The organism is Streptomyces maremycinicus (assembly GCF_001184025.1).
Lineage (GTDB): Bacteria > Actinomycetota > Actinomycetes > Streptomycetales > Streptomycetaceae > Streptomyces > Streptomyces maremycinicus.
This window is the reverse complement of record NZ_BBYG01000022.1, coordinates 93,926-105,618: the sequence shown is the minus strand read 5'-3', so window position 1 is coordinate 105,618 and position 11,693 is coordinate 93,926. Positions and strand designations below refer to the sequence as shown.

13 protein-coding genes are annotated in these 11,693 nt (G+C 68.2%); 9 read left to right on the top strand and 4 right to left on the bottom strand.

What is annotated here, in order from left to right; genetic code table 11:
* Positions 1-140 precede the first annotated feature (140 nt).
* The gene (locus AOQ37_RS33440; protein WP_062650109.1) at positions 141-908 is read right to left on the bottom strand and encodes a class I SAM-dependent methyltransferase; all 768 of its coding nucleotides are present in this window, start codon (positions 906-908) and stop codon (positions 141-143) included.
* Positions 909-1,003: 95 nt separating this feature from the next.
* Between AOQ37_RS33440 and AOQ37_RS39190 the strand changes: the two genes are divergently transcribed.
* Positions 1,004-1,354, top strand: coding sequence for an ATP dependent DNA ligase (locus AOQ37_RS39190; RefSeq protein WP_306305226.1), 351 nt, complete (start codon positions 1,004-1,006; stop codon positions 1,352-1,354).
* 505 nt (positions 1,355-1,859) lie between these two features.
* Here AOQ37_RS39190 and AOQ37_RS33430 read toward each other — a convergent pair.
* The 3 genes from AOQ37_RS33430 to AOQ37_RS33415 form a co-directional block, all read right to left on the bottom strand.
* Positions 1,860-3,005: a hypothetical protein gene (locus tag AOQ37_RS33430; protein ID WP_062650107.1), complete on the bottom strand. Its 1,146-nt coding sequence runs from the start codon at positions 3,003-3,005 to the stop codon at positions 1,860-1,862.
* Positions 3,006-3,014: 9 nt separating this feature from the next.
* Positions 3,015-3,872, bottom strand: a complete 858-nt coding sequence (locus tag AOQ37_RS33425; protein ID WP_062650105.1) for an ATP-binding protein — start codon at positions 3,870-3,872, stop codon at positions 3,015-3,017.
* A 455-nt stretch (positions 3,873-4,327) separates the two neighbouring features.
* A complete protein-coding gene (locus tag AOQ37_RS33415) occupies positions 4,328-5,044 on the bottom strand; it encodes a TetR/AcrR family transcriptional regulator (RefSeq protein WP_062650101.1) in 717 nt (238 codons plus the stop codon).
* Between the two features lie 89 nt (positions 5,045-5,133).
* On the opposite strand from AOQ37_RS33415, the gene AOQ37_RS33410 reads away from it, so the two are divergent.
* The 8 genes from AOQ37_RS33410 (at position 5,134) to AOQ37_RS42215 (ending at position 11,569) form a co-directional block, all read left to right on the top strand.
* Entirely contained in the window at positions 5,134-6,339 is a 1,206-nt protein-coding gene (locus AOQ37_RS33410; protein WP_374701563.1) for an FAD-dependent monooxygenase, read from the top strand.
* Between the two features lie 156 nt (positions 6,340-6,495).
* On the top strand, positions 6,496-6,996 hold the full coding sequence (locus AOQ37_RS33405) for a hypothetical protein (RefSeq protein WP_062650097.1): 501 nt from the start codon (positions 6,496-6,498) through the stop codon (positions 6,994-6,996).
* A gap of 29 nt (positions 6,997-7,025) precedes the next feature.
* Positions 7,026-8,051, top strand: a complete 1,026-nt coding sequence (locus AOQ37_RS33400; RefSeq protein WP_062650095.1) for a hypothetical protein — start codon at positions 7,026-7,028, stop codon at positions 8,049-8,051.
* Positions 8,052-8,075: 24 nt separating this feature from the next.
* Positions 8,076-8,465, top strand: a complete 390-nt coding sequence (locus AOQ37_RS33395) for a hypothetical protein (protein ID WP_062650094.1) — start codon at positions 8,076-8,078, stop codon at positions 8,463-8,465.
* Between the two features lie 342 nt (positions 8,466-8,807).
* The gene (locus AOQ37_RS33390) at positions 8,808-9,089 is read left to right on the top strand and encodes a hypothetical protein (protein WP_234437089.1); all 282 of its coding nucleotides are present in this window, start codon (positions 8,808-8,810) and stop codon (positions 9,087-9,089) included.
* An 18-nt stretch (positions 9,090-9,107) separates the two neighbouring features.
* Positions 9,108-9,971, top strand: coding sequence for a hypothetical protein (locus AOQ37_RS41555; protein ID WP_234437088.1), 864 nt, complete (start codon positions 9,108-9,110; stop codon positions 9,969-9,971).
* Entirely contained in the window at positions 9,972-11,342 is a 1,371-nt protein-coding gene (locus AOQ37_RS33380) for a hypothetical protein (protein ID WP_374701562.1), read from the top strand.
* Entirely contained in the window at positions 11,282-11,569 is a 288-nt protein-coding gene (locus AOQ37_RS42215; protein ID WP_374701561.1) for a hypothetical protein, read from the top strand. The genes AOQ37_RS33380 and AOQ37_RS42215 overlap by 61 nt, the downstream gene beginning before the upstream one ends.
* Positions 11,570-11,693: the final 124 nt, after the last annotated feature.

The window sequence follows — 11,693 nt, the reverse complement described above, 5'->3', positions numbered from 1 at the left end:
GAGGGCTTTGCGCACCACCTGCCGCAATAGACCTGCCCTCCTGCCGCCGAGGGAGGGGCCCACGTGAGGTGGCATGGTTGCTCAGGCACCTGACGTCATCTCACCTGGGCGACCTCGACGTCTTCAGCGGCCTCGACTCGCTACTCCGGGCCAGTGACCGGCAGCGCCTCGACGACGAAGAACAGGAAGCAGGGCTTGGTCGAGAGGTCGTCGAAGCCGTCGGGGAACAGCGCCCGGGCGGCTGGGTCAGGCTGCGGCTCGCTGATGACGGACAGACCAAAGCCCGCAGTCGTGAAAGCGTCGATCATTGCGTGCAACGGCTTTCGCCAGAGTCGCATTGGGGTGGACTGCCCGCCGAGCATCCAGTCGAAGGTGTAGCTCGTGGTCGCGAAGTAGTCGGGCCGAGGGTCTCGGAACGTGTACGCCGTGACCGGGTGATCCACGGACACGATCAGTCGGCCGCCGGGCCTGAGTATTCGCCGAAACTCGGCCAGCGTCGGCCCCCAGTTCTCCAGGTAGTGCAGGACCAGCGACGCAACCACGTCGTCGAACGCTCCGTCCTTGAACGGCAGGCGTTCGCACAGGTCGGCTACGTGCAGGGCTACCTCATCACCGAGCCTCCGCCTGGCCAGTGCGAGCATCCCGGCGCTGGCGTCGATCCCGGTGGCGACCGCGCCGCGGTCGCGCAGTGCGGCGGTCAGTGGGCCCGAGCCGCAGCCGGCGTCCAGAACTCGGTGGCCAGCCACGTCTCCGGCGAGGGCTAACATCGCGGGCCGTTCGTAGTACGCGTTCACGAGGTTGTTCTCGTTCTCCGCCGCATACGCCTCGGCGAAACTGTCGTAGTCGTTCACCCGGGCCGGTTCCGCAGCATCAGGGAAGCTCTCGGGTATGTCGGTTGCGCGTTCCATCGTCGCAGCCTAGAGCCAGGCGGGCCCGCCGCACTGAATAGTGCAAGGTCGGAACACTGCCTCTTCACCAGTAGGTCCGCGAGACGGGCGCGGCAATCGTCGGAGCGATCACCGGCTCTCTGGCCGTTCCCCGTACGCTGCTGCTCGGCAGGTACGACACCGAAGGGCGCTTTCAGTACGTCGGCCGCACCACCACGCTCGCTCAGGCGGCAGGTGTGGCGGTCGCCGGTCTGCTCGCTGCGGGGCGTCGCGGTCATCCGTGGACAGGCTGGTCGTTCAGCGCCGGGTGGGGCAGCCAGGAGAAGCTGAACGTCACGCTGGTGGAACCCGAGCTGGTGGTGGAAGTCGGCGTCGACGTCGCCCGCGACGCCTCCGGCCGGTGGCGGCATCCCGCACGCTGGCACCGTGCCCGCCCTGACCTCTCCCCCGCCGACGTCCCCGCCTGATGTCACCGCCGCGCTGACGGCGGCCTGGCGCGGAGGCCCCGCCGACGCGCAACCGGCTGAGCGCGCCCCGATCCCCGGCTGCGTCCGCGCCGCCTATCTCGCCCTCCCTCATCCTCAACTCCAGCCAGGGCATGGTCGAAGGGGGTCGCAACGGGGATGTCAGCGGCCCGACCACGCCGAATGTTCGTGGTGACCTGGGCGGACTCCAGGGCGCTGTGGAGGCCGGCGCAACACCTACCGCAACACTCAGCGCAACCCTTGGCGCAACCTCTACCGCAACACGGGGCCTTATGAGGTGAAGCGGCTGCCGGGCGGAATGGTCACCGTGTCGTCGCCCTGCGATCGGTGACCACGATCTGGAGCTGGTCGCCGGTCGCGCGCACGACCAGGTCCAGGACATCGTCCAGGGCGAGCCGCAGTTCGCGTGCACGGTCGGACCCGTGGTCGGTTCGATGGTCTGGCGTGGAGAGGTCTGGGGCGGACCCAGATCTCTACCCGGGCTGGATCAGACAGCGGGATTATGGGCTGCCCCGGAACGCGGCGTAGGAACTGAGGCCGGCTGGCGCAGTTGGTCGGGAAGAAGATCGCCGTGGCGGTGCCGGAGGTAAGCGAGGGCCTGTTCGAGGGAGGGGTTGTGGTCGATGCCCTTCTTGACGAACTCCAGCCGCTGCTTGGCTTCGCGCAGGAATTCGGACCACGTGCGCACCCAGACCCGGACACCGGCGTGCTCGTATTGGGTGGGTTCGAGGTACAGACCCTCGGGCTTGTTGGCCTGGCGAAGAGCCGGTTTCAATCTGTCCTTCACCGAACGGACGACAAGGTAGAAGTCCCAGGTCGTTTCGACGTTGGCGAAGCGCGGCTCGTTGAGGACGGCCTGCATGTAGTCATCGACCTGGAGAGCCTGCTCACGGTCGGCGTCGACGGCGGGTGCCTTGAGCTCGATCACAAGGTGCCGTACGCGATCGTGCTCGTGGCTTTCGGCGGAAAGCATGAGGTCGACTCGCCGGGTGTCGCCGTCGACCGCGCGGACGGGTCCTTCTGGGGTCGGGTCCCAGCCGACAGCGCGCCGGTGGTGTTCCAGCATGCGGGTCAGGCCGATTTCGCTGCTGCGCATCATGTTGAACTCTTCGCCGAAGAACCACAGTTCGCGTTCGAGGATCTTGTGGAGGTGATCGCGTTCCTTGACCACTCCGTAGGTGTCCACGTCGAAGACCAGATGCTCGAGGGCGGTCAGGAACTGCAGCCGTGAGGTGACGATGGACGATGCGCGGATGATGTTGGACAGGCTGGTCTGCTGGAGGAGGCCGTGCAGGTGGCTGACGTCGTCACCTCCCAGGCTCAGCACCTTCTCCAGGATCTCCACCATCTCGTCAGGGTTGTGCCGGAGGGAGTTCTGCAGCAGGGACAGCGTGAGCCGCTTCTTCGTCCTGTCGCCTGTGATGTGGCGGTTGATGGAGGTGGCGACCAAGTCGAACGTCGCCTGTTCGGCACGGGCCTGGTCACCCTCCGCCCGGCGCGGGTAAGGGTAGACGCCTTCCTCTATCCACCGCTCGACAAGCTGGCGGCGCTGCCGTCGGCGCCGTTCTTCGAGCCGTGTGCCGATCCATTCGCGGGCGGTCCGCAACAGGGGCGCCAGGGGGGGTGTCGCCACCTAACGTGATCAAAGGGATTTCGTTGCGGTGCCGGGGCGTCGGTTCCCACAGCACGTAGGCGGTGTAGGCGAAGTCGGCGTGTTCGGTGGATACATCGAGGCTCTCCACCGGGGCGCTGGCGGCGTCACACAGAGCGATGGTGCGCTCTGCGCCCGTGCGCCAGGGATCAGCCTGATGTGGAAGGGATGCGTCTGGCCCTCGTAGTCGAAGGTGAGGTCCTCGAATTCTTCGGCCTGGATCTGGGTCTGTGGGTCGATGCGCTGGCCGTCGTAGATGACCCGGATGTCGGTCCAGGTCAGCAGATAGGGCGCGAGGGCCGCTGTGATCTGGGTGGCGGCTTTGGGTTCCAGGGGCTTGTTGAGGTGGTGTGCCTGTTTTCCCCAGAGCTCCACCTTCGTGCCTGGGCTGTCCGTCCCAGGCGCCGACTGCGTGTCGATCCGCCACGTCGTCCGACGGCTGATCTCCGACTCGATCGTCGTGCGCATCAGCTGGCCGTCCACTGCGCGAGCTGTGCTCGTCCAGCGCGTCGCATCACCCAGCGCGAATGCCCGCAAGCGTCCGCGGCCGGCCTTTCCATGGAGCGGACGCCGCAGCCGGTCGGTTGTGCCACCCACCCGCTTGTCGGAATTGCCGACCTGCTTGAAGGCAGTACGCGCCTTCTCCGGGGTGATGCCGTCGCCGTTGTCGGCAACGACGACCTTGTCTAGGCCCGTGGTGCCAGATCGCTCGATGGTCACGTCGACTTTCGTGGCGTCGGCGTCGAGGGAGTTCCACACCAGCTCCAAGACAGCCTTGACGGCTTCTCGCTCGTGCGAGAGCTGACGCACCAGGTCGTTCCCGGCTTCCAGAAGTACGTGATCCGCCATAACAGCGCATCCTTCATCAGGCCGGAACGGATTGTCCATCCCGCATCAACGCCCTGTAACGCCTCCCAGGGCACGGCGGGGTGGCGGACTCAGCGACGGCGGAGTTCCTCGGACCAGTGCCGGAGCTGGTCTTCGAGTCTGAGGTTGTCGCCGCGGCTCACGGTCTGCAGCAGCCGGGCGCACACGGTCGCTTCGGCGGCGAGGCCGGCCGGGCTGCCCAGGACGGGGAAGGCGGCGCGGACGCGGGCGGCGACGTCCTCCTGGAGCAGCGAGTAGGCGTAGAGCGTGGCGGCGTCGAACCCTTCCGGAGCTCGCCTTATCTAGACCTCGTGTTTATCCGCGCAGGTCAGACGGATGTGGCTGACTGAGGGACGTGAGGTCAGTATCGTCCACGCGGGCTGACATCAGGGAGTGGCTTGCCTTCAGGTGGGGGGGTATCGCCGATGTAATTGGGGTCAGCGTGCGCGCTCGTCGATGAGGACGGCCAAGCCGTCCAGGATGCGCTGTAGGCCGAACTCCCATGCCTGGTCCTGGCCGTGGGATTGGGCTGCCGAAGTGAGGGCTGCGGTGAGGGCGGGAAAATGCTCGCCGTGTGCCTGCATCAGGTCGCCGAGGATGGCGCCCAGTTGGGCCTCGGGGTTGCCCGCCGGGCCTGTTGCACGGGCCTGCTGGCTGATACCGCGAACGTGACCGACCAGTAGGACAGCCGCGTCCATCCGTTCGGCGCCGCTCAGCTTCGTGCCGTCCAGGGCGGAGACGGCACGCTCCAGCCAGGACAGCTCCCCGGGTCCCATGATCCGCGGCCCGACGGTGGCGTCCAACGCCCAGGGGTGCTGGCGAAAGACGTGAATCAGCTCGCGGGCCCATTCCTCCAGCTGCTCCCGCCAGCCACTGCGTCCCGCCCTCACCTGCGGGTACGGACCGATCGCGGCGTCCACCATCAGAGCGACCAGCTCAGCCTTGCCCGGCACATACCGGTACAGCGCCATCTTGGTCACGCCCAGTTGCGCGGCGACCCGCTGCATGGACACATCGGCCAACCCCTCCGAGTCGGCGATCTCGATCCCGGCCCGCGCGATGCGGTCCAGATCGAGTGTCGGCCTGGGCCCCCGCGCGGGCTTGGGGTGCGGACCCCACAGCAGCCGCACCGCCTCGGCGTGCTCGTCACCCATGCCTGCCGCCCCTCCTGACCGACCTTGCCGAATCAACTGTGTCTACGGTACACAGTAAATAACAGTGTCCATAGGACACAGTTTCTAGAGTGGAGGAATCCGTGAACGGGAGCGTCCTCATCTCCGGCGCGAGCATCGCCGGCCCCGCGCTGGCTTACTGGCTGGGACGGCACGGCTTCAAGCCCACCGTCGTCGAACTGGCCCCAGCCCTGCGCGGCGGCGGTCAGGCCGTCGACTTCCGCGGCGAAACACACCTGACCGTGCTGGAACGCATGGGCCTGACTCCCGATCTGCGCCGCATCGAGACAGGCGGCAGCCCGATGCGCTTCGTCGACGAACGCGGCCGAACACTGCTGCACCTGCCGGCCGAGTTCGCCGGCGGCGAGATAGAGGTGCTCCGCGGGGACCTGGCCCGGGTGCTGTACGAGCACAGCCGCCCACACGCCGAGTACATCTTCGGCGACTCGATCACCCGCCTCACCGAGACCCTCTCCGGCGTGCGGGTCGACTTCCAGCAGGGAGTCTCACGCGATTTCGACCTGGTCATCGGCGCGGACGGATTGCACTCCAACGTCCGTCGCCTCGCCTTCGGCCCAGAGGCGGACTATGTGAGCCACCTCGGCTACTACGCCGCCACCTGGCCGCTGCCCAACGACCTGGGCCTGGGAAAGGGGTCGGTTGGATACAACGCGCCGGGGCGTCTCGCCTCGGTCGGCGCCGACCACCGGGACCCGGCGCAAGCAGGGGCGTTCGTCGTCTTCGCCGCGCCTGAACTGTCGTACGACCGCAATGATCCCGAACAGCAGAAACGCCTGATCGACAAGGCGTTCGCCGGTCTCGGCTGGGAGGTGCCCCGCCTGCTCGCCTCACTGCGGCAGGCGCCCGACCTGTACTTCGACTCGATCAGCCGCGCAGACGTGGATACCTGGTCCACAGGGCGAGTGTGCCTCGTCGGTGACGCCGCCTGCGGGGCCACCATCGGCGGCATGGGGACAGGAACCGCGGTGGTCGCCGCCTACGTGCTGGCTGGCGAACTCGCGCGAGCCCAGGGCGACTACCGGGCGGCTTTCACCCAGTACGAGGGCAGGCTTCGGAAGTACGCCCAGGGCTGCCAGGCAGGCGGCGACCGCACCGGCAGGTTCCTCGCCCCGGGCACCGCCACCGGCATACGTCTCCGCAACACCCTGCTGTCCCGCCCCTTGTTCCTGAACCGAATGCTCAAGCTGGGGGAGAAAATCAGCAGCACCGTGGACCTGCCCGACTATCCGTTTGACACCAGCCGCGTCATGCGATGACTTGATCACGGCGACGCCTGAAAACCGTCATTCTCCGAGCGCCAGCCGAGCATCCAGGCTTTTCTTTGGTGGCCAGCCGAACAGGCACCTCGCCCTGTGTGCCCCCTTCCCGGAGGGTCAACTCGGGCGATCGATCTGAAGGGACGGACAGTGCCGATGTGGGAGCCCGCTGAGGCTGATCTCCAACTCCTCCAGGAGGTGTTCGTGCGGGCCGCGGAGGAGTTCGGCTGCCGGACCGTCGATGGGGCTCGGGCTGAGGGCTGGAGAGGACGGACCCTGGGCGGCAAGGTGACGGTGAACGGATCCGCCAGATGGCTTCGGGTCGTCGTCACGTCGGCGGACAGAGTCAGCGAGAAGCTCTGGACGGGTAACGAGTCCGCGCAGGTCATCGCGGGGGCATCCCGGCCGGGACTGCTGGGGGTCCGGGACTGGGCAGAGGAGGGTCTCCGTTTCCGGGCCGAGCTTTCGACGTTCGTCGAGGACGGCCCGGTCTCCGTGACGCCCGAGCTGCAGGAGACTGTTCAGTTGTCGGAGAGCTGGTGGAAAGGGAAACTGGTGTCCGACTTTTGCAGCGCGACGCAGGAGCGCCCCGGCCAGCCCCACGAGAACCCGGCCGTGCTCTTCTTTGACCTGCCGCAGCCCAACTGCCCAGCATGAGGGGTCTGTTCCGCACCCGGAGACACAACATGCACTACGGCGTGCCTATCAATTTCGAGGGGCAGATCAGCGGAATCGGCACGGACTACGGTTCCGACTCCCGCGTGGTCCGCCAGTCGGAGCGTCCGGGCGGCACGCCGCATTTCCCCCCGGTGTCTAACGGCCTGGACTACCTCGTGAGCGTCGTGGAGTGTCTGGAGGCGGACGCTCCCAGCCCGCGGGATCTCAAGTACGTGGTCCTGCACCTGGCCGCCGGGGCGGAGGTCCTTCTCAAGGCCCGCCTGCAGATGGAGCACTGGACGCTTGTGTTCTCCCACCCCGGACGGGCCGTCCGTGACGAGGTGGAGAACGGCACGCTGACCAGCTGCACCCCCAAGGAGGCGCGCGAACGGCTGGAGAACATCGTCGGAATCCCGGTGGCGAAGCCGGACGCCGAGGCGCTCGACAAGCTTGCCAAGATGCGCAATGCCCTGCAGCACTACGGTCTGGTGGGTCAGGCTGCGAACGCCCAGGCGATCGAGATGCTTACCGCCAAGGTGCTTGGGTTTCTCATGCCCTTCCTCGACAACCACGTCCTTGGCCGCTTGACCGAAGACGAGCAGGATGAGGTGGAGCACGAACTCGTACGCATCCGTTCCGGGCTGCGCGACATCCAGGCATACGCTGTGGAGCGCCTGCGCGCGCTCGGCCCCCAGTTGGGCCCACTCCGCAGCAGGACACTCGAATGCCCCCAGTGCTCCCAGTGGGCCTACGTTCCCTCCCCAACTCCCGTCCCCGACACCCGCAGGCCGGACCGTGTCTACTACGTGACGACCTGCTACTTCTGCGAGATTCAGCATGTCGATTCGGAGACTGCGGCCTTCCAGTATCTGGTGAACCACACCGTCTACGAGTACCGGAACGCCGTCGGTGAGACGGTCTACCCGTCGCGCCCGTTCGTCTGCCCGCGCTGCGCCACCAGCAGCCTGGCGCCCAGGGCCCGTCTCGCGACGGACCCCGACACCGAGGTCGACTTCTGCTTCTGCCGCGCCGCGCCGGTGTCCGCCCCGTCCTGAGCCCCCTCGTCCTGCGGATGTGTAATGGAATTTCCATGGGAGGCCACGACCTCCACCGGTACCAGGCTCTGCCGCGGCCATGGTCTGGTATTCGACTCTGCCGACATTGCCCCGGAAATTGCTCCGGCCCTCGCGGCCATCCGCACTCTCGACCTCGAGGTGATCCGGAACGGCCTGCCCGGAGCCGATGCCCAGCGCTATCAGGACCTGCAGAGGACCGACCCGCAGGGACAGGTCGTTCTCGGCCTGGTGCTGGTGCGTAACGCAGACATTCACCTTCCGGCCGCCCTCGACGTGGACGTCAACCGCGTCGTCGGCGAAGGCGCCGGCTACCGGGTGATGCCTTCCTGGCAGCTGTACGAGGACTTGCCCGCCGTCGTTCGCGCCAGCAAGAGGACTTCGAGCAATAAGTAGGGCACGAACGAGCACTCCCACACCGCCTATCGAGATGCGGTCGGCGGCTGCCTTGTCATTGAAACCCTCCTCGACGCGTTCGCCTTCTTTCTGCGCTGTGACCCCACCCTGGCCCGTCGTACCCCGGGAACAGACGACCTGGCGCTTTTTCCGCTGCCCTCGTACACGGTTCACGACTACGAGCGCCGCCACCCTGCCCAGCCCAATCGAGCCGACGTCGGTGCGGCAGTCCGCCAGCTCACCGAGGATGCCCCACCCTCGGGCAGCGGGCGGGAGATCTTGTATCGCCTCGCCAGCGATGGCACGGCCGTGTACTGCGGGCACACCGTTGAGCCCTTCGGCTTGCGCTCGGTGTTCACCGAGGCCGCACCTCAGATCGTGCACGACGTCCGGGCCGGGTACCCGTACTTTGCTGTGGCCGCCGACGGTGTGCACCACGTAGTCACCGCCTACACCGACGGCCGCTTGTCCGCGGACGGCGCCCAGCTCGAGGACTACCCCTTTCCGCAGCCGCACCGGCATCCGCTCCCCCAGACATGGCTGTCGTGGTGGCAGCTCGCCCTCGATGATGCGTTCTGGTACCGGCAGCAACGGCACCCTGAGGGATATCGGCGCGACCTCTGAGGTCCCCCGTCAGATGCGGTGTACAACCCCGCCAACCTGGACGTCGCCGTCGGTCGTCAGCTCTTCGTTGCGGGTGCCGCAGCCGGTCGGCGTCACCTACGTGACGATCACGCGCCCGGAGGGGCGGAGCCGCCATTCCCGCAGGCGGAAGTCGAGCGGGTCATGCGACTGTGGGACCGGGCGATCGACACCGGCCTGATGGCCGGCGGCACGGATGTGAAGTACCACTTCACTCCGGACGGCAAGGTGCTCTCCGTCGCGGTCGGCAGGAGCGGGCAGGTGCTGGCCAACGGCGAACGGCTCACGCCGTCGGTGGCCGAACAGCTGCGGCAGGAAATGCCGCTGCTGGCGGGGATGGTCACCTTCTACGAGAACAACCAGCTCGCCGGCCGCGGCCTGGACGGTGCGCCCCAGGACGGCGTGATGCCTCTGCTGCCGCCTACTGGCCCCGACCCGATACCGACGGTGGACGAGGAAGCCTTGGCCGAGGCTCAGGCCGCCACCGCGGTGCTGGTACACCAGGGCAAGGTCGCCGAGCCGACAGGCGCGATGGTGATCCCCGCCCAGAGGGGCGGGGTGCTGTTCGCCGTCGGAGGCCGGAACGGGGAGCTGTACGTCAACGGACGGGCACTCACCCGGCAATGGGCCGACGCTCTGCGGTCCGAGGTGCCGGGAACTCGCCTCGGACATCGACCGGCAGCCCGGGGGCCAGGTGCTGGCCGGGCAACGCATGCGACGGTCGTGCATGCCGAAAAGGCCGGGCGAGTTCACCAGCCTTCTCCCCCTGGCGCCGCATACGGTGGCCTCGCCGCCCGCGCACACGCCCCGCACGGCGGAAAGCGGCGGCACGCATCGCAGACACGGCACGGGAGGAAGACCTAGATGACGCAGGCCGCGGTGAGCGAGCTGGAGGAGCGGGTGCCGGGACGCCGCTGGACGGTGCGTCTGGACGCCGCCGGCCGGGGCAGTGCGGCCGTGCGCATCTCGTGCAGCCGTCCCGCCTGTGCCGAGCAGCGCCTGCCGTCCGCGGCCGCCGGCCGCGCGGCCGCCATCGCCCACCTCAAGGCCCACCTGCGCGCCGCCCCCGCCCCCAGGGCCGGGGCGTTCTGCGCATGCAAGCTGGACGGCTGCCACACTCACATCCCCGGCACCGGCCGGCACACGCGTGCCGAACCCTGGCGGTGCGGCGGCCCGGTCGTCCTGGCCGTGATCACGGACCGGGAAGGACGCTGGTGGCAAGCCATGGAGTGCTGCTCGAGGTGCGCGGCCGCAACCCCCGGCGCCAAGACCGCAGCCACCTGCCAGCCGCCCAGCCCGCAGACCACCAGCCGCTCGGCCCCCGCAGCCACGGGAACCGGCACGAGCGGGCCGCAGATCTCCGACCACCAGGCCGCCACCGGGACGGCAGTCCCGGCTCCCCGCTCCGCAGTTGCACGGCGCCCCCCGCAGCAGGCGAAGATCGCCCAGCGGGTTATCCCCCATAATCTGCGACCGACCGCGCTGCGGGACGAACTCATCGAACTCGGTGACCTCTTCCGCACCTACCAGCAGCGAACCGAACCCGACCTGGCGCTGCTCGCCGACCTCCACGAGCGAAAAGCCCGCGCGTTTATCGCCTGGGCCGACGCCAGCGGCATCCTCAGCCTGCGGGTAGAGGCCGTGCGTGCCGAACAGGCCGCCGCTGCCGCCCGCTTCCAGCACAAACAGCGCACGGGCCGGACCTCCAGCGGCCCCGGGCAAACCGGTACTGGACCAGCCGGCAGTGAGCCCACCAGCAGCACTGAGGCCCCTGGCAGTGGGCCGACCGTGAGCCGACTGCTGACCGTGCGGACGCAGTGGGACCACTCGCGCTCCGTCCTTGCCCACGTGGCCGACCACAGCCCGCTGCCCGGCCCGGAGGCACGGCTGCTCACGCTGATGCTGACCCTGCGCACCGCGCACACCGGCACCGGCAACCTCGTCGGCCAGGACCTCACCGCGCTGGGCCTGACCGACCCGGAGGCCCTGGTCGAGAAGCTGACCGGCTGCGGCTGGCTCACCCTGCCCGGCACGCCAGCGACCTGCTCGCCTCCCGGCCGGAGAACCCCAGCCCGATCACCGTCCCCTCTCTGGTGCCCCGCGAGGACGAGGCGGGTCCGTTCACGTTCGGCAAGAAGATGCGGCCCAAGCTCTCCGGCTGGGCGCAAAAAATCGTGTCGGATAAGAAGCTCCGCAAGGCCAAGGCCGCCGCCGGCACCCGGCTGCTTGCCCTGACGCTGGCCACCCAGACCGACGCCTCGGGGATCCTCGGTCCCGGCGGTCAGGGGATCGCCCTGAACACTCTCACCGCCTGGGTCGCGGTCGATCCCAGCGAGCTGCAGCAGCTGGTCGACCAGCTGACCGCAGCGGACTGGCTCACCGACGCCACCCTCACCAACGCCCAGCTCACCGGGCAGTTGACCGAACGCGTGCTCCCGCTCACCTGTCCCCTCCAGGCTTGACGCACAGGACCCGTCCGAGTGAACCGGTGAAGGTGTCGTCCGTCCCCGGCCGTGGTCGTGCTGGATGCTGGTCGGAACTGGCCCGAGGCGGGCCACGTTCCGACCGCCGCCCGATCCGGCGTAC

Coding starts and splice junctions, on each gene's coding strand:
- AOQ37_RS33440 (WP_062650109.1), bottom strand. CDS start 908: ATGGAACGCGCAACCGACATACCCGAGAGCTTCCCTGATGCTGCGGAA.
- AOQ37_RS33425 (WP_062650105.1), bottom strand. CDS start 3,872: ATGGCGGATCACGTACTTCTGGAAGCCGGGAACGACCTGGTGCGTCAG.
- AOQ37_RS33415 (WP_062650101.1), bottom strand. CDS start 5,044: ATGGGTGACGAGCACGCCGAGGCGGTGCGGCTGCTGTGGGGTCCGCAC.
- AOQ37_RS33405 (WP_062650097.1), top strand. CDS start 6,496: ATGTGGGAGCCCGCTGAGGCTGATCTCCAACTCCTCCAGGAGGTGTTC.
- AOQ37_RS33400 (WP_062650095.1), top strand. CDS start 7,026: ATGCACTACGGCGTGCCTATCAATTTCGAGGGGCAGATCAGCGGAATC.
- AOQ37_RS33395 (WP_062650094.1), top strand. CDS start 8,076: ATGGAATTTCCATGGGAGGCCACGACCTCCACCGGTACCAGGCTCTGC.
- AOQ37_RS33380 (WP_374701562.1), top strand. CDS start 9,972: ATGACGCAGGCCGCGGTGAGCGAGCTGGAGGAGCGGGTGCCGGGACGC.